This is a genomic window from Pseudomonas sp. W3I7 (genome assembly GCF_030816095.1).
In the GTDB taxonomy this organism is placed as follows: Bacteria; Pseudomonadota; Gammaproteobacteria; order Pseudomonadales; family Pseudomonadaceae; genus Aquipseudomonas; species Aquipseudomonas salomonii.
Window position 1 is genome coordinate 912,593 of record NZ_JAUSXP010000001.1, and the last position, 25,256, is coordinate 937,848.

Annotated in this window: 21 protein-coding genes and 1 pseudogene; 8 read left to right on the top strand and 14 right to left on the bottom strand. The window is 60.5% G+C overall.

The window, feature by feature from the left end; translation table 11 throughout:
* Positions 1-113 precede the first annotated feature (113 nt).
* The 4 genes from QF043_RS04310 to QF043_RS04325 form a co-directional block, all read right to left on the bottom strand.
* Entirely contained in the window at positions 114-1,433 is a 1,320-nt protein-coding gene (locus tag QF043_RS04310; protein ID WP_307417612.1) for an MFS transporter, read from the bottom strand.
* Between the two features lie 285 nt (positions 1,434-1,718).
* The gene (locus QF043_RS04315) at positions 1,719-3,044 is read right to left on the bottom strand and encodes a sigma-54 dependent transcriptional regulator (RefSeq protein WP_058422723.1); all 1,326 of its coding nucleotides are present in this window, start codon (positions 3,042-3,044) and stop codon (positions 1,719-1,721) included.
* Positions 3,038-4,804 carry an ATP-binding protein gene (locus tag QF043_RS04320; protein WP_307417613.1) on the bottom strand — a complete coding sequence of 589 codons (1,767 nt, stop codon included), beginning with the start codon at positions 4,802-4,804 and terminating at the stop codon, positions 3,038-3,040. Before QF043_RS04320 ends, QF043_RS04315 begins: the two co-directional genes overlap by 7 nt.
* Positions 4,805-5,038: 234 nt before the next feature.
* Positions 5,039-6,562, bottom strand: a complete 1,524-nt coding sequence (locus tag QF043_RS04325; RefSeq protein WP_307417614.1) for a fumarate hydratase — start codon at positions 6,560-6,562, stop codon at positions 5,039-5,041.
* A gap of 349 nt (positions 6,563-6,911) precedes the next feature.
* Between QF043_RS04325 and QF043_RS04330 the strand changes: the two genes are divergently transcribed.
* Together QF043_RS04330 and QF043_RS04335 are read left to right on the top strand one after the other, a co-directional pair.
* Complete coding sequence (locus tag QF043_RS04330) at positions 6,912-7,844, top strand: iron-sulfur-binding ferredoxin reductase (protein ID WP_307417615.1); 933 nt, start codon at positions 6,912-6,914, stop codon at positions 7,842-7,844.
* A gap of 30 nt (positions 7,845-7,874) precedes the next feature.
* Entirely contained in the window at positions 7,875-8,624 is a 750-nt protein-coding gene (locus QF043_RS04335; protein WP_307417617.1) for an enoyl-CoA hydratase-related protein, read from the top strand.
* A gap of 161 nt (positions 8,625-8,785) precedes the next feature.
* Here QF043_RS04335 and pyk read toward each other — a convergent pair whose 3' ends face one another.
* Positions 8,786-10,237, bottom strand: coding sequence for a pyruvate kinase (gene pyk, locus QF043_RS04340; protein WP_065930427.1), 1,452 nt, complete (start codon positions 10,235-10,237; stop codon positions 8,786-8,788).
* A 175-nt stretch (positions 10,238-10,412) separates the two neighbouring features.
* Between pyk and QF043_RS04345 the strand changes: the two genes are divergently transcribed.
* Together QF043_RS04345 and QF043_RS04350 are read left to right on the top strand one after the other, a co-directional pair.
* Positions 10,413-10,787 carry a tol-pal system YbgF family protein gene (locus QF043_RS04345; RefSeq protein ID WP_017139782.1) on the top strand — a complete coding sequence of 125 codons (375 nt, stop codon included), beginning with the start codon at positions 10,413-10,415 and terminating at the stop codon, positions 10,785-10,787.
* Between the two features lie 226 nt (positions 10,788-11,013).
* Complete coding sequence (locus QF043_RS04350) at positions 11,014-11,373, top strand: PilZ domain-containing protein (protein ID WP_307421302.1); 360 nt, start codon at positions 11,014-11,016, stop codon at positions 11,371-11,373.
* 62 nt (positions 11,374-11,435) lie between these two features.
* On the opposite strand, the gene QF043_RS04355 is transcribed toward QF043_RS04350, so the two are convergent.
* The 6 genes from QF043_RS04355 to QF043_RS04380 are packed head-to-tail and all read right to left on the bottom strand — an operon-like array spanning position 11,436 to position 18,106.
* The gene (locus tag QF043_RS04355) at positions 11,436-12,767 is read right to left on the bottom strand and encodes a DUF58 domain-containing protein (protein WP_307417619.1); all 1,332 of its coding nucleotides are present in this window, start codon (positions 12,765-12,767) and stop codon (positions 11,436-11,438) included.
* Positions 12,768-12,774: 7 nt separating this feature from the next.
* Positions 12,775-13,770 carry a MoxR family ATPase gene (locus tag QF043_RS04360; RefSeq protein ID WP_056858552.1) on the bottom strand — a complete coding sequence of 332 codons (996 nt, stop codon included), beginning with the start codon at positions 13,768-13,770 and terminating at the stop codon, positions 12,775-12,777.
* Positions 13,767-14,924 (bottom strand): DUF4350 domain-containing protein, encoded by a 1,158-nt coding sequence (locus tag QF043_RS04365; protein WP_307417620.1) that lies wholly within the window; start codon positions 14,922-14,924, stop codon positions 13,767-13,769. Before QF043_RS04365 ends, QF043_RS04360 begins: the two co-directional genes overlap by 4 nt.
* A complete protein-coding gene (locus QF043_RS04370) occupies positions 14,921-16,450 on the bottom strand; it encodes a DUF4129 domain-containing protein (RefSeq protein ID WP_307417622.1) in 1,530 nt (509 codons plus the stop codon). Before QF043_RS04370 ends, QF043_RS04365 begins: the two co-directional genes overlap by 4 nt.
* On the bottom strand, positions 16,437-17,417 hold the full coding sequence (locus QF043_RS04375) for a stage II sporulation protein M (protein WP_307417623.1): 981 nt from the start codon (positions 17,415-17,417) through the stop codon (positions 16,437-16,439). The genes QF043_RS04370 and QF043_RS04375 overlap by 14 nt, the downstream gene beginning before the upstream one ends.
* Positions 17,414-18,106 (bottom strand): RDD family protein, encoded by a 693-nt coding sequence (locus QF043_RS04380; RefSeq protein WP_307417624.1) that lies wholly within the window; start codon positions 18,104-18,106, stop codon positions 17,414-17,416. The genes QF043_RS04375 and QF043_RS04380 overlap by 4 nt, the downstream gene beginning before the upstream one ends.
* A 165-nt stretch (positions 18,107-18,271) precedes the next feature.
* Here QF043_RS04380 and sbcB point away from each other — a divergent pair, with 165 nt between their 5' ends.
* Positions 18,272-19,699, top strand: coding sequence for an exodeoxyribonuclease I (sbcB, locus tag QF043_RS04385; RefSeq protein WP_307417625.1), 1,428 nt, complete (start codon positions 18,272-18,274; stop codon positions 19,697-19,699).
* 90 nt (positions 19,700-19,789) lie between these two features.
* Here the strand turns inward: sbcB and mvaT are convergent, their stop codons facing one another.
* Positions 19,790-20,164 carry a histone-like nucleoid-structuring protein MvaT gene (mvaT, locus tag QF043_RS04390; protein ID WP_005790963.1) on the bottom strand — a complete coding sequence of 125 codons (375 nt, stop codon included), beginning with the start codon at positions 20,162-20,164 and terminating at the stop codon, positions 19,790-19,792.
* Between the two features lie 347 nt (positions 20,165-20,511).
* Here mvaT and purU point away from each other — a divergent pair, with 347 nt between their 5' ends.
* Together purU and QF043_RS04400 are read left to right on the top strand one after the other, a co-directional pair.
* Positions 20,512-21,360 (top strand): formyltetrahydrofolate deformylase, encoded by an 849-nt coding sequence (gene purU / locus QF043_RS04395; protein WP_017139791.1) that lies wholly within the window; start codon positions 20,512-20,514, stop codon positions 21,358-21,360.
* A gap of 112 nt (positions 21,361-21,472) precedes the next feature.
* A complete protein-coding gene (locus QF043_RS04400; protein WP_305455306.1) occupies positions 21,473-21,643 on the top strand; it encodes a hypothetical protein in 171 nt (56 codons plus the stop codon).
* A 36-nt stretch (positions 21,644-21,679) separates the two neighbouring features.
* Here QF043_RS04400 and QF043_RS30700 read toward each other — a convergent pair whose 3' ends face one another.
* On the bottom strand, positions 21,680-22,444 hold the full coding sequence (locus QF043_RS30700) for a methyl-accepting chemotaxis protein (RefSeq protein WP_370589484.1): 765 nt from the start codon (positions 22,442-22,444) through the stop codon (positions 21,680-21,682).
* A gap of 93 nt (positions 22,445-22,537) precedes the next feature.
* Positions 22,538-23,569: pseudogene (locus QF043_RS30705) on the bottom strand (cache domain-containing protein); the annotation flags it as partial.
* A gap of 204 nt (positions 23,570-23,773) precedes the next feature.
* On the opposite strand from QF043_RS30705, the gene QF043_RS04410 reads away from it, so the two are divergent.
* The gene (locus QF043_RS04410; protein WP_307417627.1) at positions 23,774-25,252 is read left to right on the top strand and encodes a helicase HerA-like domain-containing protein; all 1,479 of its coding nucleotides are present in this window, start codon (positions 23,774-23,776) and stop codon (positions 25,250-25,252) included.
* Positions 25,253-25,256: the final 4 nt, after the last annotated feature.

Here is a 25,256-nt window from a genome sequence, read left to right on the forward strand (position 1 = left end):
CAATGTGGGAGCGGGCTTGCTCGCGAATGCGGAGTATCAGTCGCCTAAAATATTGACTGACAGAACGCTTTCGCGAGCAAGCCCGCTCCCACAATTTTTAGCGCGTTAAATCTTTAATCGGTGGTGATACGCGAGTGTTTACGCGTGTCTTTCATCGTCACGTAAACCACCAGCGACACCCCGATACACGCGGTTACATACCAGTAGTAACCCGTCTCCATACCGATGTTCTTGAACCACAGCGCAATCACTTCAGCCGTACCGCCGAAGATCGACACGGTCAGCGCATACGGCAGGCCCACGCCCAGCGCACGGATCTCGGTCGGGAACAGTTCAGCTTTCACCACCGCGTTGATCGAGGTATAGCCGCTGACGATGATCAGCGCCGCCATGATCAGGAAGAACGCACCCCACCAGCTTTGGATGGTGTGCAGGGTGGTGAGGATCGGCACGGTGAACAGCGTGCCAAGGATGCCGAAGGCGATCAGTATCGGTCGGCGACCGACCTTGTCCGACAGCCCGCCCACCAGCGGTTGCAGGCACATGAACAGGAACAGGGTGGCGGCCGAAATGGTGGTGGAGTCGGAGATGCTCATGCCCACCGTGTTCACCAGGTATTTCTGCATGTAGGTGGTGTAGGTGTAGAAGGCCAGGGTGCCGCCCATGGTCAGGCCGACCACCGTCATCACTTCCTTGGGGTGACGCATCAAGGTGCGCATCGCGCTTTCCTTGGCTTTTTCCTTTTTGGTGAACGACTCGGTTTCTTCCATGCCACGACGCAGGAACAACGCGACCACCGCGCACAGCGCGCCGATGGCGAACGGGATGCGCCAGCCCCAGGCATACAGCTGCTCGGTGGTCAGGGTTTGTTGCAACACGATCAATACCGCCAGGGCGATGAGCTGGCCGGAGATCAGGGTCACGTACTGGAAGCTGGAGAAGAAACCGCGACGCTCCTTGGTCGCCATCTCACTCAGGTAAGTGGCCGAAGTGCCGTACTCGCCACCCACCGACAGGCCCTGCAGCAAGCGTGCAAACACCAGCAGGATCGGCGCGCCGATGCCGATGGTGTCGTAGCCCGGCGTCAGCGCGATCAGCAGCGAGCCAAAGCACATCAGCAATACCGAGGCCATCAAGGCTGCCTTGCGACCCTTGTAGTCAGCGTAAAGCCCCATCAGCCAGCCACCGATCGGGCGCATGATAAAGCCCACGGCGAAGATGGCGGCGGTGTTCATCAACTGAGCGGTGGAAGAACCGGCAGGGAAGAACGTCTTGGCGAAATACAGCGAAAAGGCCGCGTAGACGTACCAGTCATACCACTCGACCATGTTGCCGACGGAGCCACTGAAGATCGATTTGATGCGGCTGGAAGTGGTGCGCTCTTTAGTCGGCACAGCCGCCGACCCCAGAGGCAGGGCGTTGGAGTTATCCATTGAAGGATCCTTCATCTAGTTGTTTTTATGGAGCCGCACGAACGCAGCCTGGTTTGGGCTATAGCAGGAGCTGTGCCAAACAGATGAAGGCCCGGAATAGACGGGTTACAAGAATTTTTTGAGCGGAAAGTTGCTGATGGTTTTGCGGTGGTGAGCGGAAATCCGCTTATGGCTGCTGGCCTCATCGCGAGCAAGCCCGCTCCCACATTTGAAGGTATTCACAATTCAAAATGTGGGAGCGGGCTTGCTCGCGATGGCGTCCTGAAAGGCGATACAAACGTCAGCCTAGAGAAACATCTCCCGCACCAACCCATGCCGCTGCATCTTTTCATTCAAGGTACGGCGCGGCAGTTGCAGCTCGGCCAGCACCGCCTTGATATCGCCTTTGTGCCGCGTCAACGCAGCCTTGAGGCAATGTGCCTCGAACGCCTCCTGCTGCGCCGCCAGGGATTGCCCGGCCTCGACGCCTTCCGGCTCCGGTTCACCCAGGCCCAGCACCTGGCGTTCGGCGACGTTGGCCAGCTCGCGCACATTGCCCGGCCAGTCATGGCTGAGCAGGCGCCCCAGTTGCGCACCGCTCAACGGTTCGGCGCTGCGGCCCAGGCGCTCGGCGGCGCTTTGGGCAAAGTGGTCAAACAGCAGCGGAATATCTTCACGACGCTCGCGCAACGGCGGCAGGCGCAGTTGTGCGACGTTCAAACGGTACGCCAGGTCTTCGCGAAAACGCCCGGCGCGGGCCTCTTCGAGCAAATCGGGCTTGGTGGCGGCAATGATGCGCAAGTCCACATGGATACTTTGGTTGGAGCCCAGCCGCTCCAGTTTCTGTTCCTGCAACACCCGCAACAATTTGACCTGCTGGGCCAGCGGCATGCTTTCGATTTCATCCAGAAACAGCGTGCCGCCGTGGGCATATTCCAGCTTGCCGATGCGCTTGCCCTGGGCGCCGGTGAACGCGCCGCTTTCGTGGCCGAACAGCTCGGCTTCAAACAGCTGCTCGGGGATGGCCGCGCAGTTGAGCGCGACAAAGGGCTTTTTTGCCCGTGGGCCGAAATCATGCAGGCAACGGGCAACCAGTTCCTTGCCGCTGCCGGTTTCGCCACGGATCAGCACATTGACCGGCAAGCTGGCCAGGTCCAGCACTTGGCGGCGCAGGGTCTGCAAACCACGGGACACGCCGAGCAGGCTCGACTCCAGCTGCGCCCGATGGTCGGCCTGTTGATGCAGGCGACGGTTCTCCAGGATCAGCCCGCGTTTGTCCAAGGCGCGGCGCAGGCTGTTGAGCAGTGCGTCCGGGCTGAAGGGCTTTTCCAGAAAGTCGTAGGCACCGTCGCGCATGGCTTCCACGGCCATCGGCACGTCGCCATGGCCGGTGAGCAAGATCACCGGCAAGTCGGCGTCGCGCCGCTGCACTTCGGCCAGCAGCTCCAGGCCGCTGAGGCCGGGCATGCGCACGTCGCTCAAAATGACGCCAGGAAAGTCCTTGGGCAGATGGGCCAGGCATTCTTCAGCGCGACTGAACAACTGCACTTCAAACCCCGACAGGCTCAACCACTGTTCGACGGCGGAGCGAATACTCGCCTCGTCATCCACCACAATCACTGCGTTCAACATAGGTCGGGTGTCTCCAGCGCAATAGGCAAGGTCAGGGTAAATACCGCGCCGTCGCCACGGTTGCCGGCGAGCAGGCGCCCGCCCAGTTCATGCACGATGGCATAGGACACGGCCAACCCCAAGCCAAGCCCGTCGCCCACCGGTTTGGTGGTGAAAAATGGATCGAACACGCTGTTCAGATGCGCTTCGGCTATCCCGCCGCCGCTGTCGCTGACGGTCAATTGCCACAGCTGTTGGTCGGCGTGCAGGCGGATTTCCAGGCGTTTGCGCGGTTTGTCGGCCATGGCGTCCAGCGCATTGCGTAGCAGGTTGATCAGCACTTGCTCCAGGCGGATCGCGTCACCACGCACCCAGGCAGGGCGGCTAAGGTCCAGCACCACACCAATGCTTTCATCGCGCAGACGGGCGTCGAGCAGGTGCAAGGATTGGTCGACCACCGTGGCTAAATCCAGCCGTTCACGCAGGCCGCTGGGGCTCTTGCGCGCAAAGGTCTTGAGGTGGCCGGTGAGCGCCGCCATGCGCGTGAGCATGTCGTCCAGCGGGGTGAGCGCCTTATAGGCATCGTCCACGCGGCCGTGATCGAGCAGCAGGCGCAAGGTCGCCAACTGCATGCGCTGGGCGGTCAGCGGCTGGTTGATTTCGTGGGCGAGGGCTGCGGACATTTGCCCCAGGGCCGCCAGCTTGGCCGACTGCACCAGGCCGTCCTGCGCAGTGCGCAGCGCCTGGGTGCGTTCTTCGACAAGCTGTTCAAGCTCTTCGCGGCCGCGTTGACGCAAGCGGGCCAGGCGCCAGCGTTGATTCAGGAACAGCAGCAGGAACACCAGCGCCAGCCATGAACCGGCGGCGGCAAGGCCGGCGTTGCGTTGGTCTTCAAAAGCGAACTGCGGTTTGCGCAGCAGGTGCAAGGTCCAGCCTTCGGCTTTCAGCGGCAGGGATTCCCAGATGTAACGGGCGTTGCCGTCGGGGCCGTTGACCCGCATCAGGTGGCTGTTTTCGTCAAAGCGCTGCAGCGTCTGAGTGTCCAGCGGCTGCAGCTGTTTCTTGTCGTATTGGCGAGTCGCCTTGAGTTCGGCCAGATCATTGGCCGACAAGGGGCGCAAGTTACGGTAACGCCAGCCCGGCTGGTTGGCGATAAACACGATGCCCCGCGCATCGCTGACCAGCAGCAGGTCGTTGCCTTGAGCCCATTCGCGCTCAAGCTCGGGGAATTCCAGCTTCACCACCATGGCGCCGAGGAACTGTTCGTGTTCATCGACCACGGCGCTGGAGAGGAAATAACCCGGAATGCCGGTGGTCACCCCCACCGCATAAAAACGCCCGGTGCCCTGGCTTTTGGTCTGGCTGAAATACGGACGAAACGCGTAGTTGTGCCCGACATAGCTGCTGGGCAGGTTCCAGTTACTGGCGGCCACGGCCAGGCCGTTACGGTCCATCAGCTCCAGGGTGGAAGACTGTGCGGCACCGTTGATGCGCTCGAGCTTGCGGTTGAGCAAGTCCTGGGTGGCGGGGTCCAGCGGGGCTTTGAGGGCGCTGATCATTTCCGAATCCAGCGCCAGTACGGCGGGCAGGGCGCGGTAGCGTTCGATCAGGGTGTGCAAGGAATTGGCATACAGCGCCAGTTGCTGATTGGCGCGAGTGGCGTCATCCACCAAGGCCTGACGTTCGGCATGGCGGGTGGCCAAGGCGGCGGCCAGCACGGCGCCGGCGATGATCAACAGCGAGTAGAAAGTCAGTCGCAGGGGGCGAGGGATCACGATCATACGGTGATGAACAGGCGCGGTAAGGGGCGAGCACCATAGCATGAGCCGCCGAAAACTTGTGGTCAGTGGAGTTTCTGTGGGAGCTGGCTTGCCTGCGATAGCTTCACCTCGGAGCAACTGAAAAACCGCGGTGAAGCCATCGCAGGCAAGCCAGCTCCCACATGACCGAGTTCGCCATAAAAAAGGCGACTGGGCCGTGGGGCCGCAGTCGCCTTTATCCTTGCGGGGAAGTGCTTACTGCACTTCTACCGCCAGGCTTTCACTGATCTTTTTCTGCCAGATGGCAGGACCTGTGATGTGCACGGACTCGCCCTTGCTATCCACCGCAACGGTGACCGGCATGTCTTTGACGTCGAACTCGTAGATCGCTTCCATGCCCAGTTCGGCAAACGCGACAACGCGCGACTTCTTGATGGCTTGCGCCACCAGGTAAGCAGCGCCGCCCACGGCCATCAGGTACACGGCCTTGTGGTCCTTGATCGCTTCGATAGCGGTAGGGCCGCGCTCGGATTTGCCGATCATGCCCAACAGGCCGGTTTGATCGAGGATCTGACGGGTGAACTTGTCCATCCGCGTGGCCGTGGTCGGGCCAGCCGGGCCAACCACTTCTTCGCGCACCGGATCAACCGGTCCGACGTAGTAGATGAAGCGACCCTTGAGGTCCACCGGCAGGGTTTCTCCCTTGTTGAGCATCTCGACCATGCGCTTGTGCGCCGCGTCACGACCAGTGAGCATCTTGCCGTTGAGCAACACGGTTTCGCCCGGCTTCCAGCTTTGTACTTCTTCCGGGGTCAGGGTGTCGAGGTTGACGCGGCGGGCCGACGGGCCGGCTTCCCAGACGATTTCCGGGTAGGCATCGAGCGGTGGCGCTTCCAGCGACGCCGGGCCCGAACCGTCGAGCACAAAGTGCGCGTGACGGGTGGCGGCGCAGTTGGGGATCATGCACACCGGCAGCGAGGCTGCGTGGGTCGGGTAGTCCATGATTTTCACGTCGAGCACGGTGGTCAAACCACCCAGGCCCTGGGCGCCGATGCCCAGTTGGTTGACCTTCTCGAACAGCTCCAGGCGCATCTCTTCGATACGGTTCTGCGGGCCGCGCTTTTTCAGCTCGTGGATGTCGATGGACTCCATCAACACTTCCTTGGCCATTACCGCAGCTTTCTCGGCGGTACCGCCAATGCCGATGCCGAGCATGCCCGGTGGGCACCAGCCGGCGCCCATGGTCGGAACGGTCTTGAGCACCCAGTCGACGATCGAGTCGGACGGGTTGAGCATGGCCATTTTCGACTTGTTCTCGGAGCCGCCGCCCTTGGCCGCCACGTCCACTTCCACGGTGTTACCCGGGACGATGGAGTAGTGGATCACAGCCGGGGTGTTGTCCTTGGTGTTTTTACGGCTGCCTGCCGGGTCGGCCAGGATGGACGCGCGCAAGACGTTTTCCGGCAGGTTGTAGGCGCGACGCACGCCTTCGTTGATCATGTCGTCCAGGCCCATGGTGGCGCCGTCCCAACGTACATCCATGCCCACGCGCACGAACACGGTCACGATGCCGGTGTCCTGGCAGATCGGGCGATGGCCGGTGGCGCACATGCGCGAGTTGATCAGGATCTGGGCGATGGAGTCACGGGCTGCCGGCGATTCTTCGCGCAGGTAGGCTTCGTGCATGGCCTGGATGAAGTCAACGGGGTGGTAGTAGGAAATGAATTGCAGGGCGTCGGCAACGCTCTGAATCAGGTCGTCTTGCTTGATCACGGTCATGAGTCGCGCTCCTCTATAAGGGAACATTCAATAAAGGTGGCTTCAGTGTTGCATCGGTCGGCTGAAACCACCTTTCCAAGGCACGCCACAGTGGTGCAAGGCGCGACGCTAAAAAGGCGCGGCAGTATAACCCGACGCGGTGGCCGATACACCCGACTATGGTCAAACTCGGATGATTGTGAACACCGCGCCAATGTGGGAGCGGGCTTGCCCGCGAAGGCGGTGTGTCCGCCAACACATAGGGGCAGATAGTCCGCTTTCGCGAGCAAGTCGAATCGTCGCACCACCGCTCCCACAAAAAGCCTGTCCGCGTTATCGTTGGCAATCTTTGAAGTGATTGAGCCTTTATATGCCTGAACTGCACGTCGGCGAACGCCACTGGTCGGTAGCCACCGGCAGCAACCTGCTGGATGCCTTGAATCAGGCGGGTGTGGCTGTGCCCTACAGTTGCCGGGCGGGCAGTTGCCATGCGTGCCTGGTGCGTTGCCAGGGTGAGGTTGTTGATAAGCAGCCCGATGCCCTGAGCCCGGTGCAACGTCAGGACGGTTGGCGTCTGGCCTGCCAGTGTGAGGTTGTCGCAGATTTACAGGTTGAAGCATTTGACCCGCTGCGCGATGGCTTGCCCGCGCCTGTGGTGGGCGTCGACTGGTTGAACCCCGAGGTACTGCGCCTGCGCCTGCAACCCGAACGTGGCTTGCGTTATCGGGCCGGGCAACATCTGGTGCTGTGGGCGGGGCAGGTGGCGCGCCCGTATTCGTTGGCCAGCTTGCCCCAGGAAGACCCGTTTTTGGAGTTTCATCTCGATTGCCGTCTGCCCGGCGAATTCAGCGATATTGCCCGGCAATTACAGGTGGGCGACGGCCTGCGGCTCGGTGAGTTGCGGGGCGGAGCGCTGCAATATGATCCTGACTGGCAATCGCGGCCGCTGTGGCTGCTGGCATCCGGCACGGGGCTTGGGCCTTTATGGGGCGTGCTGCGCGAGGCGCTGCGCCAGGATCACCAAGGCGCCATCCGCGTGATTCACCTGGCCCATGATGCCGATGGGCATTATCTGGCCGAGCCCCTGGCGGCGTTGGCTGCGCAGCACGCGAACCTGACTGTGGAGCTGTGGACGGCGGCGGAGTCGGCCCAGGCATTGGCGCAACTGCGGCTTGTTTCGCGACAAACTCTGGCCTTACTCTGCGGGCACCCTGCCAATGTCGAGGCGTTTTCCAAACGCCTGTTCCTGGAGGGATTGCCGCGCAATCAACTGCTGGCCGATGTGTTCCTGCCGCGTGGTTGAGCGCTGACTTTTCCAGCCGCGAGATTCGCCATGACCGACGCCATCCTGCTGCAACGCGAAGGCGGGCTGCTGACCCTGCAGCTCAATCGCCCCGACAAGAAAAATGCCCTGACCCGCGCCATGTACACCCAACTGGCCGAAGCGCTGGAACAGGCTGATGCGGACTCAGGTATCCGGGCGGTGCTGATACAGGGCAGCAATGAGTGTTTTACCGCCGGCAACGACATCGCCGACTTCCTCGAACAGCCGCCCAGTGATCTGGACAGCCCGCCGTTTCACTTCATGCAAAGCCTGCTCAATTGCCGCAAACCGGTGATCGCGGCGGTGGCGGGTGCGGCGGTCGGTATCGGTACCACCCTGTTGCTGCATTGCGATCTCGTCTATATCAGTCGCGATGCGCGTTTGCGCATGCCGTTCGTCAACCTGGGGCTGTGCCCGGAATTTGGCTCCAGCCTGATCCTGCCTCGGCTGCTGGGGCATGCGAAAGCGGCTGAACTGTTGCTGTTGGGCGAAGGTTTTACCGGCGAGCAAGCGGCCGCGTGGGGGATCGCGACTGAGGCGATGGGTAGTGGTGAAGCGGCGCTGGCCAAGGCGCTGGAAGTTGCGCAGCGCTTTGAAACTCTGGCGCCGGGCGCGGTGCAGGTCAGCAAGCAGCTGATGAAAAGTGTCGACCGTGAACAGTTGCGGCAAGTGATTGAGGACGAGGGGGCGTTGTTTGTGCAGCGCTTGAAGTCGCCGGAGGCGATTGCGGCGTTGTCGGGGTTTATCACCCGGCGTTGATGACGCCATCGCAGGCAAGCCAGCTCCCACAGTTGACCGCATTCCAATGTGGGAGCTGGCTTGCCTGCGATGAGGCCCTTTGATTCAACAGATCTCCAGGCCTTTAAATACAAAAAGCCCCGCCATTCACATGGCAGGGCTTTTGTTTTTCAGCGTGTCACTCAGAACTGCGGGTCGCCCACGTGCAGGATCTTCATGCCATTGGTGCCACCGGTGGTGTGATAGCTGTCGCCCTTCGTCAGGATGACCCAGTCGCCTTTCTCTACGACGCCACGCTTGACCAGCTCGTCGATCGCCTTCTGGCTCACTTCGTTCGGTGCCAGCGAAGCCGGATCGAACGGAATGGTGTACACGCCACGGAACATCGCCGCGCGGGCCTGGGCTTCGCGGTGTGGGGTGAACGCGTAGATCGGCACCGACGAACGGATACGCGACATGATCAGCGGGGTGTAGCCACTTTCGGTCAGGGCAATGATCGCTTTCACACCCGGGAAGTGGTTAGCGGTGTACATGGCCGCCAGGGCGATGCTCTGGTCGCAGCTTTCGAACACTTTGCCGATACGGTGGCTGGAGGTCTTGCTGGTCGGGTGCTTTTCGGCACCGACGCAGATACGCGCCATGGCCTGTACGGCTTCCAGCGGGTAAGGGCCGGCAGCACTTTCAGCCGAGAGCATCACGGCGTCGGTGTAGTCGAGCACGGCGTTGGCCACGTCGGACACTTCGGCACGGGTCGGCATCGGGTTCTGGATCATCGACTCCATCATCTGGGTCGCCACGATCACGGCCTTGTTGTGGCGGCGTGCGTGCAGGATGATCTTCTTCTGGATACCGATCAGCTCGGCGTCACCGATTTCCACGCCCAGGTCGCCACGGGCAACCATCACAGCGTCGGAAGCGTTGATCAGGGCGTCGAGGGTTTCGTCATCGGCCACGGCTTCGGCACGTTCGATCTTGGCCACCAGCCAGGCAGTACCGCCGGCTTCGTCGCGCAGCTTACGGGCGTATTCCATGTCGGCAGCGTCGCGCGGGAAGGACACGGCGAGGTAGTCCACTTCCATTTCGGCGGCGAGCTTGATGTCGGCCTTGTCTTTTTCAGTCAGGGCCGGCGCCGTCAGGCCACCGCCGCGACGGTTGATGCCTTTGTGGTCGGACAGCGGGCCACCGATGATCACGGTGCAGTTCAGCTCCGTCGAGGTGGCCGTGTCGACGCGCATGACCACGCGGCCGTCATCCAGCAGCAGTTCGTCGCCGACGCCGCAGTCCTTGACCAGGTCCGGGTAGTCGATACCCACGACTTCCTGGTTGCCTTCGGTCAGCGAATGGCTGGTGGAGAAGGTGAACTTGTCACCGATCTTCAGCTCGATGCGCTTGTTGGCGAATTTGGCGATACGGATTTTCGGGCCTTGCAGGTCACCCAGCAGTGCCACGAAGCGGCCGTGCTTGGCGGCCAGGTCACGCACCAGCTTGGCGCGAGCCTTGTGCTCGTCCGGGGTGCCGTGGGAGAAGTTCAGACGGGCAACGTCCAAACCAGCCAGAATCAGCTGTTCGAGGACTTCCGGCGAGTTACTGGCCGGGCCAAGGGTGGCGACGATTTTGGTACGACGGACGGACATGCACAGACTCCTGAGTTCAAGCGCTGGGGAAGGCTACTATGCTCTTTGGTTGTAGTCATTGTTCGTTTGCACTACTTATCGAAGATTCGCTTGTTTTCGCTCCAATTGAATAGATGAACACCCTTGAAGATTTTTGGCGCGGGGTCGATACACTGCACAAGACAGGAGAACCCCCATGCGAATTTTGCTCATTGCTGCCCTGGCCGTCAGTGTTGTCGGCTGTACCCGCTGGTCGATGGACCATCATTTGAACAACGCTTACCGCGCCTATGGGGTGGGTGATTGCGAACGCGTGACCCTGGAATTGTCCCAGGTGGACCGCGAGAGCCGTACCCGTCGGTATGTGCAACCGGAAGTTTCGATGCTGCGCGGGCAATGCCTGGAGCGTCAGAAGCTGTTTGTCGATGCGGTGCAGACCTACCAGTTCATCATCAATCAATACCCCTCCAGCGAGTATGCCTACCGCGCCCGCGCCCGGCTCGACACCCTGCAGCAGCTGGGCCACTACTCCGGCGCCAGCGTCGCGCAGCCACGGCCCGCATCACTTTGATGATATTTGTCATTCCATAGCTGGCCCGACGCCAGTCTTAAGCTATTCTTTGAGTGTTCGTTTGTACAAGTTTATGTTCAATCGGATGGATTGCTTGGGATTGGCAGCTGTAGGGCGATCAAGCGCACGCTTAATTCGCACCAATTTCCAGGGAGAGCGAACATTCAGCGTTCGTTCCGAATAACTGGCGCGGCCACTGATATGGCCAATGGATGGCGATTTCATCATGTTTACCGACCGAAGGATTGAGCGGCATCAGCTGTCTGGTTTCTTGAAAGTCTTCAACCGGCTTACGGATAAGCCTATTGGTTATTTGGGGAACGTGTCCGAAGATGGGCTGATGTTGATCAGCCAATTGCCCATGATGGTTGACGTAGCGTTTGAACTGCGTTTGAAGATTCCTTTGGCAGACGGTGATTTCCAGGCCATTGACCTCACGGCGATGTGCTTGTGGAGTCATGAAGACGTCACTCCGCAGCACTATGACTCGGGGTTTCGCGTGGTCGAAGCACCTGAGGCATATGGGCAATTGATCAGTGCCCTGTGCCATTACTTCAGCTTTGACCCTTTGCAGGCTTCCGCCTAGGCATTGCGCGCTGGCAACCCGGACCGGGTGGAGTTAGCCGAGCTTGTGGCCGTGTGCATGAGTCATAAAACACCGGCTTTTTTCCAACCCAGATAACGCGTCACCAGGGCGGCCCCCAGCCCCGAGGGTGGCGTATCCAGCACCGACAAGCCGTGGGCACTCAAGCGCTCATGCAGATCGTTTCTCTTGTTGAGATAGTCGACAGTCCCGCTGTAGGCCAGCGCTTCAGGCAAGGTTTGCACGGGGGCCTGGCGCAGTTGGTCGAGTACGTCTTCGCGCAGGCTGGCGACCAGCACCCGGTGTTGCCGGCTGATGCGCTTGACCGCTGCGAGTAACTCCTCATCATCTTCATCGCGAAGGTTGGTTACCAGGATCACTAATGCTCGACGTTTCTGCCGGGCCAGTAATTGGCTGGCGGCGGCCGCGTAGTCGGCAGTACGGCGGGTGGTGTCGAGGTCGTAAACAGCATTGAGCAACAGGTTTAGTTGGCCGCTGCCTTTGACGGGCGCCAGGTAGCGCGGCTGGTCGCAGGCAAAGGTGCTCAGCCCGACAGCATCGCCTTGGCGCAAGGCAACGTAACTGAGCAGCAGGCAAGCATTAAGGGCGTGGTCGAAGTGAGCGAGTTCGGCATCCTGGCTGCGCATGCGCCGACCACAATCGAGCATGAGCACAATCTGCTGGTCGCGCTCGTCCTGATATTCCCGGGCGATGGGCGTGCGCTGGCGCGCGGTGGCTTTCCAGTCGATCTGGCGCAGGCTGTCGCCCTCGCGAAACTCGCGCAACTGATGAAACTCCAGCCCCAACCCCCGGCGTTGGCGCTGGCGAACCCCCAATTGGCTCAACCAACTGTCCACGCCCAGCAGTTGCGCGCCATACAAACGGGCAAAGTCAGGGTAGACCCGCGTTGTATCCAGGGCTGCAACGAAGCGCCTCGCAGACCACAACCCGAAAGGGCTGGGCAGGTGAATCTCGCAGCGACTGAAACTGAAGTGCCCACGCCGCAAGGGCCGCAATCGATAGCCCAGTTCGCTTCGCAGGCCGGGCAGAAGTTCGATGGACTGCGGCATATTCTCCACGCTCAGGCCGTCAGGTGCATGGTCGAATACCTGCACGGTCAGCGGCTGCGGGAAGTCGTGTTCAAGGGTCAGGCGTACTTCACCCCAACGGCCCAAGGCCAGGCTACCCGGCATCTGCCGTTGCACCCGTGGGCATGGAAGACGCCGCAGGCGCAGGGCGTCCAGCAGTGCCAATAGAAACAGCGCCAGCAGAAGGCCCCACGCCACTTTATGCAGCGTGTCGGGTACGTTGAGCTGGAGCGCCGTAGCCGCGCCCAACAGGGTGTTCAAACCCAGGAGGACGCCAAGCCAGATCAGCAGCAGACGAGTTGGCTTCATGGCCGGGTCATTGCCGAGGTGCCGGAATCTGCTCCAGCAGTTGCTTGAGCACCTGATCCACTTCCAACCCGTCAATGTCCAATTCGGGGGCGATGCGCACGCGATGGCGCAGCACCGCCAAAGCGCAACCCTTGATATCGTCCGGGGTGACGAACTCGCCGCCGCGCAGCAAGGCCCGGGCGCGGGCGCCGCGAACCAGGGCGATGGAGGCACGCGGGCCTGCACCGATAGTCAGCCCTGGCCAACTGCGCGTGGCGCGGGCCAGGCGCACGGCGTAGTCGAGTACTTGCTCATCCAGCGGCAGTTCGCTGGCAATTTGCTGCAACTGCAACACGTCCTCTGCCTGCAGCACCGTGCGCAGTGGCTGCACATCCAGCATGTCGGCCCTGGAGGAGCGGGTGACTTCGCGGACCATCTCCAGCTCCTGCTGCGCATCGGGGTAGTCCATGCGCACTTTGAGCATGAACCGGTCCAGCTCGGCCTCGGGCAGGGGGTACGTGCCCTCCTGTTCGATGGGGTTCTGGGTCGCCAGCACCATGAACGGTTGGCCAATGGGCAGCGCTTCGCCCTCGAGGGTGACTTGGCGTTCCTGCATGGCTTCAAGCAGGGCGGCCTGGGTCTTGGCGGGGGCGCGATTGATTTCATCGGCCAGCAACAGGTGGGTAAACAGCGGCCCCTTGCGCAGCTTGAACTGCTCACTGTGCAGGTCGTACACGGCGTGGCCGGTGACATCGCTGGGCATCAGGTCCGGGGTGAACTGGATACGGGCAAAGTCGCCACCAAAACAGCGTGCCAGCGCGCGAACCAACAGGGTTTTGCCGAGCCCTGGCACACCTTCGAGCAGTATGTGACCACCGGCGATCAATGCGGTGAGCACGTCGTCGATCACCTGGTCCTGGCCAATCACCGCCTTACGCAGTTCAACACGCAGAGCCTGTGCCTGCTGGCTGGCCTTTTGAAGGCTTTCGGCAGTCGGGGCGGTGGCCGTGGGAAATTCGCTCATAGGGCATTCCTGAGGGTTTGCAGGCTCGCCACCTGACGGCTGAAATCGGCGCTGGTGAGCCGTTTTGCCGGAAGTGGGCCGAGGGCCTGGCGGATGACTTGGGAGGGTTGGCGCGTCAGGCGTTCGAGGACCTGCCACTGTGCGTCGCTGTCGAGGTGTTCAAAGCCTGGGTGGCGCCGTCGTGCAGCCCGCTGGATATCACGCTGCAAGGCGTGCAGCAGCGTGCCTTGGCCACTGCGGCGCAGCAGGAAGTCGGCACTGGCCTTCACGTGTTCCTGTAACTGGCGACGCGCCTTTGGGGCGGGCGCCTGGGTCGGCCCCTGGCGCATGCCAGCGTGCCAGAGTGCCAAGGCAATCAGTGCGCAGAGCGCCACCAGTGCCTGGGGGAAGTTGCGCATCAACAGGGTAAGCAGGTCGTCCACGTCACTGTTGAACAGCAGCGTTACATCCGTACCCCGGTTGAGATACCACAACAGCCAGGCGTTATCGTGTTTGCCGATGCCTGGGGTTTTCCACAGGTCGCTGTCGGTTACAACCGTTACGGTGCCTTGGCCGAAGTTGCGTTGCATCAAATGGCTGGACTTGCCGCTGTTGGCGGAGAACTGCGCCAGGTGCCTGGGGTCGGTAAGGTTGAAGTCGGTATCGAAGCTGAAATAGGCCGGGGCGGTCTCATTGTCGACGTAGAGTTTGGTCAGGTCCGGTGCTTTCTTTTTGCGTGGGGAAGCAGGCTCGTCAAGGCCCTCGCTGAGTGTCTGGTGGAAGTCCAGCCGATCCAGCAGCAGGTCGCCGCTTTTACCGGTTTCTTCATCCCAAAGCGCTTCGGCAACCAGCAGCAGATGGCCACCGGATTTTGCCCAGTCCAGCAGTTGCTCCGCCTGGCGTGGGGTCATGTTGCTGCGCTCGCCCAGCAATACCAGGCTACGCCCCTTGGCTGGCTGGTCGGCCAGGTGTTCAAGGCTGTTGGCGTGTTCCACGGCCAGGCCCTGCTGGCGCAGGAAGTATTCAGCCGCAAGGTAAGGGTTGGCGATGGCTTGTGGCGATGGGCCACGATCGACTATTTCGTCGTACGGGATCGCGTTGTGCCAAACGTAAAGGCCACCTGCTCCAAACAGGCAGGCCAGCAGCAGGCCGATCCACAGCATGGGGCGGTTCATTGGGCGGCTCCCGGACTGAACAGGGCGCGCCAATCGCGGCACAGTTGCTGGTGTACCAACGCCGGCGGAAGGCGGTGGCCATAGGCGAGGTTTTGCCAGTGATGTGTCAGTGCGTCACTGAAGGCCAGCAGTTGCGGTTGTTGCAGTGAGTGGATGCGCTCCAGGACCTGACCTTCGGTGTCGGCGCTTTTCAGGGGCAGGTTGAAGTCGTGCAGCAGTCGGTTGAGCAGGCCGCGATACAGCAGGCCGAGGGCTTCCCTGGGTTGGGTGGGCCACAGCTGTTCGGCGGTGCTGGCAATGTCGTCAGGCAAGGTCTCGCTGTCCAACGCCAGGCCGAATAATTGTGCAGGGGCCGCTTTGGCGGTTTTGGCTTTGGTTGGCCCGCGTCGACTGACAAAGGCGTGCAGCCACTCCCGATAGCGCCAGACAACTAGCGCGAGGCCAGTCGCCAGCAGGCCCCAGAGCAGTACCTCCAGGCCGAGTGCGGCGTTTTTGAAGGTATTGCTGTTGAATCTGTCCAGTAGCGCCTGAAGCCAGGCCGGAAGTTTACCGTCACCCTTGACCTTGTGTTGCGCGGCGTTTTTTTCGTCGCCAAAACGGTAGCGAGTGACGGTTTCCGGGTGCTTGAACGGGGGGCTGTCCAGCAGCGCCTTGATCGATTGGCTGGCGGCCTGGGTGGTGACTTGTTTGGCCGGTCCGGGCTCGTCCGCCATGACGGGGCGGCCGAATGGCACGAGCATCAGCCCAGCCACCAGCAGCAGCAACGTTGCGACGCTGCTCAGGCGTTGGCGTAACCGGCGGAACACCAGTTCAAGGTCCCAGGCTTCCAGCACGGTGCGGCGGTTGAGGTACAGGCTGAAACCGCAAGCGACATAGATGGGCTCCCAGAACACCAGAATCAGGGCGTAAAAGGCGTTACTCAAATGCTCCAGCCACAACCCTTCCGAGCCCGTTGCCAGCGCCAACCGTTGCCAGTCCCAATCGAGTTCCAGTTGCTGCGGGATGAACAGGTAGAACAGTGCCATGCAACCGAACCACAGGCCGATTTCCATATGCACGCCAAGGGTGGTCAGCCAGCGTGCAGCGCCAGCATTGCGTTGCAGCAGCACCCCCAGGCGTATTTGACGGGCATTGCCGTCCAGGCCTTCGAGCTGGCTCACCGGCATGACAAAGCTGCGGCTCAGGCTCAGTCGCCTCCAGGTCAGGCTGGCCAGCAGCTGGCCTTTGAGCAGGCGCGGCCACTGGCGCACAGCCTGCTTGAGGCTGGGTGTCTCGCCAAACAAGGCCTTGGAGAGGATGTACAGCGGCAAGCGGTCAAAGGCCGGTTTTAGCCACCAGAACACGAACATGGCCGTGGACGGGTATTTCCACAGCAGCAGGGTCAGCAAGCTGAATATCGGCAACGTCACTATTGCCCAACTGCTCATCAACAGCAGTCGATGTTCCTGGGCCATCAGTACACCCAGGTCCATGGCTTCCCAGGAGGTACGGGGACGAATCACCACGCTGGCCTCACTCAGGCGCATGGCGAGTGCGTCCGGCAAGAGTGAGATAGGCGGCAACCAACAGCCACAGTCCGGCGCCCGTTGAGTATTTGATCCAGGGCGCGATCGTGGTGGAGGAAGACCAATAGGCTTCAATAAACGCCGCGATCAGCAGCAATAGCATGACGCCGCAGAGCATCTGTACGCTTGTACGTGCCGCCAGCCGCAGGGATTCGCCGCGTGTCAGGTGCCCGGGAGCAATCACCGCCCAGCCCAATTGCAAGCCGGCAGCCCCGGCCAGTGCGATGGCCGTGAGCTCGAAGGCGCCGTGGCCGATGACAAACGACCAGAAGGTCTGGCCATAGCCGATCTCGGTGAGATGGCCGGAGACCGCGCCGATGATCAGGCCGTTGAAAATCAGAAAGAACACGCTGCCCAGGCCGAACAGCAAACCGGCGGCAAAGGTCTGGAAGGCAATCCCGATGTTGTGCATCACGTAGTAGCCAAACATCATCCAGTCTTCACTGGACGCACGGTCGGCAGCACGCCCGAGGTGACCGGCATCCGGGTCATACATGCTGTGCATCTCAGCCACCTGCGCAGGGCTTACGATGCTGTAGATCAGGTCTGGAAACAGGTAGACCAGCAACGCAACACCCACCAGGCTGCCGAAGAACAGCAGGCCGGCGATCAACACGAAGCGCCATTGTTCGCGCACCAGGCGCGGGAAACCCGCCAGGATAAAGCCCACTGCATTCGCGCCCAATTGGCTGCGATGGCGATACAACTGCTGGTGGCCGCGCAGTGCCAGTTGTTGCAGGGGATCTATCAGGTAGCTGCTGTAGCCACGCTCCTGGGCCAGGGCGAGGTGCTGGCACAGGCGTCGATAATGATGGGGGAAGTCGGACATATCGCTGGCCTTGGCCTTGCCTTGCTCCAACTGGATGAGTTGTGCGGTGAAGGCTTGCCACTGCGGCTGATGGCGGCTTTCGAACAGGCTCTGCTTCATGTCGGCCCCACCAGGCCGCGCGCCACGCCATTGAGTTGTTCTACCGCACGCGCTGGCGATACGTGTAACGGCGTTGCCAGGATGGCCGCCAGTTCGTGCACCCGGTCGGCGGACAACTCACCTTGGCGTTCGGCGAAACCCAATATGGCGCGTTGTTCGCTCAGCTCCAGCGTGAAGGGCAGGCGCAGGGCGGTGGCTTTAGGCACCTTGGGGCGCGCCAGTGGCTGCTCGCGGTAGACCACCAGCGTGCCCGCAGCGAGGTCGCCGAGCCGTTTGAAGTGAGGGTGTTGCAGGCAACTGATGGCGCCGATGAAGTAGCCCAAAGGCAGCATGTCGACAAAGCGCAGCAGGTTGCGGATGAGTGAGGCCGGCCAGCCAATGGGGGTGCCGTCGTCCTGAATGACGCGCAAGCCCATGACCTGCTTGCCCGGAGAGCAGCCCTGGTTGAGGACTTCGAACAGCACCATGTACCACCAACTGATCAGGAACAGCAGCAGCGAGCCCAGGCCAATACCGATATTGCCGAGCAGCGCCAGTGGCACGAGCAGGATACCCATGATCAGGCCGCGCACACCCAGGTCGAAAGCAAAAGCCAGTGCACGTGGCATCAGGCCGGCCGGGCGCAAGGGCAGGTCTATGCCCTCGGGAGTCTCGATCGGGTAGTGGGTATCCAATGGAACTGATGGCATCGCGATCCTTGGCAGTGCGGGCGGCTTGAAGACACGGATGCTAGCAGTGTCCACGGTGGAAGCAACCCTTCAAGGTTTTGCTGGATGTTTGTACAGTAATCTAGCGCTGGCCCCGAGTGCCTTGCTGCGCCTAGACTTTGTCGATCTTCAGCACAGGAACAGCCCGTGACCACCATTTTCTGGTACGACTATGAAACCACCGGCATCAACCCGCGCAGCGATCGCCCGTTGCAGGTCGCCGGTATTCGTACCGACCTCGAGCTCAACGAGGTCGGCCCGCCGGTCAACCTGTATTGCCAGCCAAGCGACGATATCCTGCCGCATCCGGCTGCCTGCGCCATAACCGGCATCACCCCCGGCATTCTGGCGGAAAAAGGCCTGGCCGAAGCCGACTTCATGACCCGCGTGCATGCTGAGCTGGCCACGCCTGGAACCTGTGGCGCCGGTTACAACACCTTGCGCTTTGACGATGAAATGACGCGCTACAGCCTGTACCGCAACTTTTTTGACCCCTATGCCCGTGAGTGGCAGGGCGGCAACAGTCGTTGGGACTTGATCGATGTGGTCCGCACGGCTTACGCACTGCGCCCCGAAGGCATTGAGTGGCCGCAGCAGGACGGGCGTGTCACCCTCAAGCTGGAGCGTTTGACCCAAGCCAATGGCATCGATCATGGCCAGGCTCACGATGCACTTTCGGACGTGCGAGCCACCATCGCCCTGGCGCGGCTGATCCGCGACAAGCAGCCAAAATTGTATGACTGGTTGTTTCACCTGCGCAGCAAGCAGCGGGTAATGGATCAGGTCCGCCTGTTACAGCCCATGGTGCATATTTCCGGGCGTTTCTCCGCCGAGCGTCATTACCTGAGCGTGGTACTGCCCCTGGCCTGGCACCCGCGCAATCGCAATGCGTTGATTGTCTGTGACCTTGGCCTCGACCCGCAGGGTTTGCTCGACCTCGACGCCGACACCTTGCGCCAGCGGCTTTACACGCGCCGTGATGAGTTGGCGCAAGGGGAGTTGCCCGTGCCGCTCAAGTTGTTGCATATCAACCGCTGCCCGGTGGTCGCGCCATTGAGTGTGCTGCGCGCACAGGATCGCGAACGCCTGAACTTCGATATGGACGTGTGCCAGGCACGGGTGCTGCGACTAACTGACGCACAGGAAGTTTGGCGCGACAAGTTGGCAGCCATTTATGCCGAGGAAGACTTTGCGCCGAGCACAGACCCGGAGCAGCAGCTCTATGACGGTTTTATCGGTGACCGCGACCGACGGTTATGCGAACAAGTGCGCGTGGCTGAACCGTCACAGTTGGCACGTCAGCAGTGGCCTTTCGATGATCATCGATTGCCGGAATTATTATTCCGTTACCGCGCGCGTAACTTTCCTGACACCTTGGACAACGATGAGCAACAACGCTGGAAACTTTTCTGTCAGCAACGTTTGTCGAACCCGGAGTGGGGCGCACCGAATACCCTGTTGGCATTTAAGCAGGCACGTGAGGAGTTGGCTGTTAGTGCTACAGCGTTTCAGCGCCAGGTGCTCGATGAATGGCAGGAGTATGCCGACTCTTTAGCCGCTCGCCTGGGCCTGTAGTCAGGTACTTGCAGATTATTCGGACAATAAAAAACGCCAGCAAGCTGGCGTTTTTAATGTGTTGCATATCCGGCCTAAGCCCGATCAGGCTTAGCCCAGCAGGGTAGCCCAACCTTCTACCACGTCGCCGCCCCACTTGGCTTTCCACTCTTTCAGAGTCTTGTGGTTGCCACCTTTGGTTTCAATCACTTCGCCGTTGTGCGGGTTTTTGTACTGCTTGACCTTGCGAGCACGCTTGGTGCCGGTAGTTTTCACAGCGCCACGCGGTGCTTTAACTTTAGATTCCGGATCCAACAGCGCGATGATGTCACGCAGGGATTTGGAGTACTCACCCATCAGGGTGCGCAGTTTGCCTTCGAATTCCAGCTCGGTTTGCAGCTTGTCGTCTTGGGACAGGTTCTTCAAGCGGGCTTGCAGTTCTTTGATAGCTTCTTCGGTGGCGCGGTATTCGTTGATCAGGGACATGGTGACTACCTTATGTAGAGCGCTGATTGACAGTGAGTGGCCTAATAATAGTCAGGCAATTTCCCCAAGTAAACATTTAAGAAGGCATTTATGTGAATTACGTTGAATGTTTGTGGCAATGCTATGCAATCGAGTTAATTAATAGGGGGTAGGCGTAAACATAATTCTGTTTATTTTGCATAACTGTCTGAGCCAGAGGGTGGGCCTTCATATAGTGGCGGTAAAACCTTACGCTATTAAGGGTTGTCGCCAGGGCCGGGCGACAGAATAAGGTGCAAGGAGTACTGCAGTTTTTCTGCGTAATCGCTAGAATAGCGGCCTTTGCGAAGTTCTGGAGTTCCCCCCTAATGCGCACTTTTCGGCTGGTGATTGCTTGCCCGGACCGGGTTGGCATCGTTGCCAAAGTCAGTAACTTTCTGGCCTCCCACAACGGCTGGATCACCGAGGCGAGCCATCACTCGGACGATCTCAGCGGTTGGTTTTTCATGCGTCATGAGATACGTGCGGACACGCTGCCCTTTGGTCTCGAAGCGTTTCGCGAGGCGTTTGCGCCGATCGCCGAAGAGTTTTCGATGACCTGGCACATCACCGACACGGAGCAGAAAAAGCGTGTCGTACTGATGGCCAGCCGCGAGTCCCACTGCCTGGCCGACCTGCTGCACCGCTGGCACAGCGATGAACTCGACTGCGAGATAGCCTGTGTGATTTCCAATCATGATGACCTGCGCAGCATGGTCGAATGGCATGGCATCCCGTACTACCACGTGCCGGTCAACCCGCAGGACAAGGAACCGGCATTCGCCGAAGTCTCCCGCCTGGTCAAGCAGCACGAAGCCGATGTGGTCGTGCTGGCGCGCTACATGCAAATCCTGCCGCCGGAACTGTGCAGTGAGTACGCTGGCCGAGTGATCAACATTCACCACAGCTTTCTGCCATCGTTTGTGGGTGCCAAGCCGTATCACCAGGCCTCCCTGCGCGGTGTGAAGTTGATTGGCGCAACGTGCCACTATGTCACCGAGGAACTCGACGCCGGGCCGATCATCGAGCAGGACGTCGTGCGCGTCAGCCACAGCGACAGCATTGAAGACATGGTGCGTTTCGGCCGTGACGTCGAGAAGATGGTGCTGGCCCGTGGCCTGCGTTATCACCTGGAAGATCGCGTGCTGGTGCACGGCAACAAGACTGTGGTGTTCTGATAGCCCCGTCTAAATAGCCACGTTTAAATAGCCGCGTTTAAGTTGTAGAAAAAAGGGCCTGGGCGTTAAATCGTCCCAGGCCCTTTTTTTGTCCGCCATTAAGGATTAAGCGATGAGCGACCCACTCGATAAAGCCACCTCCAAAGCGCCAGCGACGCTGGGCGAGGGCTGTTTGAGCCGTTTTGATCCGGATGAGCTTAACCCTGAGGACGGCACTGAGTTTCCCGGTGCCGCCGAGTTGTGGCGCCAGGAACACACTAAAACCGATCCCGAGCAAGCCTAGCGGCCCGCCGCCTTAAACGCTCGGCGGGCGCAGGGATCAGATCCGGAAGCTGCCCACCAGCTGTTTCAAGCGTGCGGCCTGTTGTTCCAGGTCGGTACAGGCGCGCAGGGTCGATTGCAGGTTTTCCACACCTTCCTGGTTGAGGGTGTTGATCTCGGTGATGTCCATGTTGATCGACTCCACCACCGAAGTCTGTTCCTCGGTGGCGGTGGCCACAGACTGGTTCATGCCGTCGATCTCGCCTATGCGTTGGGTCACGCTGTTGAGACGCTCGCCGGCCAGGTTGGCGATCTCGACGCTCTCCAGGCTATGGCGCTGGCTTTCACTCATGGTGCTGACCGAATCCCGGGCGCCGACCTGCAACTCTTCAATCATCTTTTGCACTTGTTGCGCCGATTCCTGAGTGCGATGCGCCAGGTTGCGCACCTCATCGGCCACCACCGCAAACCCGCGACCGGCTTCACCTGCACGTGCCGCTTCGATCGCGGCGTTCAGTGCCAGCAGGTTGGTTTGCTGGGAGATGCTGGTGATCACTTCCAGAATTTGCCCGATGTTCACGGTCTTGCTGTTGAGCGCTTCGATATTGCTGCTGGAGGCGCTGATCATCTCGGACAGCTGGTTCATCGCCTTGATATTACGCTCGACCACTTGCTGGCCGTCTTCGGCCAAGTGCCGGGCATCGCTGGCCTGATGGGACGCCTGGGCGGCGTTACGTGCAATTTCTTGCGCAGCCGCGCCCAGTTCGTTGATCGCGGCAGCCACGCTGTTGGTGCGGTTGGCCTGCTCGTCAGAGTTGACCATCGACGAGTTGGAGGCGCTGACCACTCGCAGGGCCACTTCATTGACCTGCTCGGTGGCCGAGGACACTTCGCGAATCGAGGTGTGAATGCGCTCCACGAAGCGATTGAATGCATTACCCAGCGTACCGAATTCGTCGTGATTCTGGATGTTCAGGCGGCGGGTCAGGTCACCTTCGCCATCGGCGATGTCCTGCATGGCGCGGGTCATCACGTGCAGGGGTTGCAGCAGCACTCGGATCAGCATGCCGAGCAGCGCGATGATGATCACCACCGCAATGATCGTGGCGATAACGGCCGAGGTGCGAAATTTGCTGAGCATGGCGAAGGATTTATCTTTATCCACCGAAATACCCAGGTACCAGTTCACCGACGGCAAACCTTTGATGGGGGTGAAAGTCACGATGTTGTCTTTGCCATTGGCTTCGACTTCGCTGAAATCACCACTGATCTTCGGGGTGTTTTTCGGGTACATGTCGGCCAGCGTCTTCATCACCAGGTTCTTGTCCGGGTGCACCAGCACTTTGCCGTCAGCGCTGACCAGGAACGCGTAGCCCATGCCGCCGAAGTTCAGCGCGCCGATGTTATCCACCAGGGTTTGCAGGCTCAGGTCGCCGCCGACCACGCCGATGCTTTGCCCGGCCTTGGCGCTGGGGGTGGCCACGGAAATGATCAACTGCCCGGTCGCTGCGTCGATGTAAGGTTCGGTGAGGGTTGAGCCGTTGCTGCTTTGGGCGCCTTTGTACCAAGGGCGCACCCGAGGGTCGAAACCGTCCGGCATCTTGGTGTCGGGGCGGATGGTGAAGGCACCTTTGCTGTCGCCCACGTAGGTGGCCATGAACGAGGAGGTCAGGCTTTTCTGCTCGAGCAGGCCAGCAACTACGGCGGGTTCAGGGTTGATCGCGATGTTCTGTGCAGCGTTTTCGACCAGGGTAATCCGCCCGGTGAGCCAGGTTTGTATGTTGCTGGCGGTGACATCACCCATTTCATGCAGGTAATTATCGAGGTCGTCGCGAATCGCGTTGCGTTGCAGGTAGTCGTTGTAGAGGGTAAACAGTGCAAAAGCGGCGATGACGATAAGGGAGGCTGCAAGCAGGATTTTGTGGCTGAAGCGCAGGTTTTTATTCATGGCTTGTAGGGTCCGCTAAGGTCTTAATATCCGAAGCGCGTCCTCGTAGGATGCGCAAAATGACAGTGTCAAAAAAGGTGTGATACTGCTTGTGATAATTCCGGTGGTCCCTGTGAGAACTATCTGACCTATTTTTAGACTTTGTGGGTCTTACCTCTGTCTGTATCGACCTGACGGTACTAAAGATTAACCAAAGGTGACGAAATGCCTGATTCCTCGCAACTCCTTATCGGCGCCGGCCTGGACGGCCAGCCCATCGCTCAGGCCATGCGCCTGGCCAACCGTCACGGGTTGATTGCCGGCGCCACCGGTACAGGTAAAACCGTCACGTTGCAGCGCTTGGCGGAAGCCTTCAGCGACGCGGGGGTGGCCGTGTTTGCCGCTGATATCAAAGGTGACTTGTGCGGCCTTGGCGCTGCGGCCAACCCTCAAGGCAAGGTGGCCGAGCGCATTGCGGGCATGCCTTTCCTCAATTACACGGCTAAGGCTTATCCGGTAACGCTGTGGGATATCCACGGGCAGTCCGGTCATCCGCTTCGCACCACCATCAGCGAAATGGGGCCGTTGCTGCTTGGCAGCCTGCTGGAGCTCACCGACAGCCAGCAATCGGCACTCTATGCGACTTTCAAGGTGGCCGACCGCGAAGGCCTGCTGTTGCTAGACCTCAAAGACCTCAAAGCGTTGCTCAACCACTTGCGTTATCACCCGGAACTGCTGGGCGACGACGCGGCGCTGATGACCACCGGTTCCAGCCAGGCGCTGTTGCGGCGTTTGGCGGTGCTCGAGCAGCAGGGCGCCGAAGCCTTGTTCGGCGAGCCGGCCCTGCAGCTTGAAGATATCTTGCAGCCTGCCGGCGATGGTCGCGGGCGCATTCACCTGTTGGACGCGAGCCGTCTGGTGCATGAGGCGCCCAAGGTCTATGCGACCTTCCTGCTGTGGCTGTTGGCCGAGTTGTTCGAGCAACTGCCGGAGCGTGGCGATGCCGATAAACCGTTGCTGGCGCTGTTTTTCGACGAGGCGCATTTGTTGTTCGCCGATACGCCCAAGGCATTGCAGGATCGCCTGGAGCAAGTGGTGCGGTTGATTCGCTCCAAAGGCGTGGGTGTGTACTTTGTCACTCAATCCCCAGGGGATTTGCCTGACACGGTATTGGCGCAACTGGGCCTGCGTATCCAGCATGGCTTGCGGGCGTTCACCACCAAAGAGCAGAAATCCCTGCGTGCGGTGGCGGACGGTTTTCGCCCCAACCCGGCGTTCGATACCCTGTCGGTGCTGACCGAGTTGGGTACTGGTGAGGCGCTGGTGGGGGCGTTGCAGGAAAAGGGCACGCCGGAAGTGGTCCAGCGCGTACTGGTGGCGCCGCCGCAATCGCGGATCGGGCCGCTTTCCGTGGCTGAACGCGCTGCGATCATCGCCAGTTCGCCTTTAGTGGGGCGCTACGACAAGCCGATTGACCGTGAGTCGGCCTATGAAGTGCTGATGGCGCGCAAGGAGCTTGGCCCGACCGAGGAGGCCAAGCCGTCCGGCGAAGAGCCGAGCTTTACCGACAAGGCCGGAGCGTTCCTGGGGACTACCGCAGGCAAGGCGCTCAAATCCGCCATGCAACAGGCGGCCAATCAAATGGGGCGGCAGTTGGTGCGCGGGTTGTTGGGCTCGTTGCTGGGCGGCAGTAAACGCAAGTAGCGGT

Coding starts and splice junctions, on each gene's coding strand:
- QF043_RS04335 (WP_307417617.1), top strand. CDS start 7,875: ATGACCGACGCCATCCTGCTGCAACGCGAAGGCGGGCTGCTGACCCTG.
- QF043_RS04410 (WP_307417627.1), top strand. CDS start 23,774: ATGCCTGATTCCTCGCAACTCCTTATCGGCGCCGGCCTGGACGGCCAG.
- QF043_RS04345 (WP_017139782.1), top strand. CDS start 10,413: ATGCGAATTTTGCTCATTGCTGCCCTGGCCGTCAGTGTTGTCGGCTGT.
- QF043_RS04375 (WP_307417623.1), bottom strand. CDS start 17,417: ATGAAGCAGAGCCTGTTCGAAAGCCGCCATCAGCCGCAGTGGCAAGCC.
- QF043_RS04380 (WP_307417624.1), bottom strand. CDS start 18,106: ATGCCATCAGTTCCATTGGATACCCACTACCCGATCGAGACTCCCGAG.
- QF043_RS04310 (WP_307417612.1), bottom strand. CDS start 1,433: ATGGATAACTCCAACGCCCTGCCTCTGGGGTCGGCGGCTGTGCCGACT.
- QF043_RS30700 (WP_370589484.1), bottom strand. CDS start 22,444: ATGGTCAACTCTGACGAGCAGGCCAACCGCACCAACAGCGTGGCTGCC.
- mvaT (WP_005790963.1), bottom strand. CDS start 20,164: ATGTCCCTGATCAACGAATACCGCGCCACCGAAGAAGCTATCAAAGAA.
- QF043_RS04320 (WP_307417613.1), bottom strand. CDS start 4,804: ATGATCGTGATCCCTCGCCCCCTGCGACTGACTTTCTACTCGCTGTTG.
- QF043_RS04360 (WP_056858552.1), bottom strand. CDS start 13,770: ATGAGCGAATTTCCCACGGCCACCGCCCCGACTGCCGAAAGCCTTCAA.
- QF043_RS04330 (WP_307417615.1), top strand. CDS start 6,912: ATGCCTGAACTGCACGTCGGCGAACGCCACTGGTCGGTAGCCACCGGC.
- QF043_RS04355 (WP_307417619.1), bottom strand. CDS start 12,767: ATGAAGCCAACTCGTCTGCTGCTGATCTGGCTTGGCGTCCTCCTGGGT.
- purU (WP_017139791.1), top strand. CDS start 20,512: ATGCGCACTTTTCGGCTGGTGATTGCTTGCCCGGACCGGGTTGGCATC.
- QF043_RS04350 (WP_307421302.1), top strand. CDS start 11,014: ATGTTTACCGACCGAAGGATTGAGCGGCATCAGCTGTCTGGTTTCTTG.
- QF043_RS04365 (WP_307417620.1), bottom strand. CDS start 14,924: ATGAACCGCCCCATGCTGTGGATCGGCCTGCTGCTGGCCTGCCTGTTT.
- QF043_RS04400 (WP_305455306.1), top strand. CDS start 21,473: ATGAGCGACCCACTCGATAAAGCCACCTCCAAAGCGCCAGCGACGCTG.
- QF043_RS04370 (WP_307417622.1), bottom strand. CDS start 16,450: ATGCGCCTGAGTGAGGCCAGCGTGGTGATTCGTCCCCGTACCTCCTGG.
- QF043_RS04325 (WP_307417614.1), bottom strand. CDS start 6,562: ATGACCGTGATCAAGCAAGACGACCTGATTCAGAGCGTTGCCGACGCC.
- pyk (WP_065930427.1), bottom strand. CDS start 10,237: ATGTCCGTCCGTCGTACCAAAATCGTCGCCACCCTTGGCCCGGCCAGT.
- QF043_RS04315 (WP_058422723.1), bottom strand. CDS start 3,044: ATGTTGAACGCAGTGATTGTGGTGGATGACGAGGCGAGTATTCGCTCC.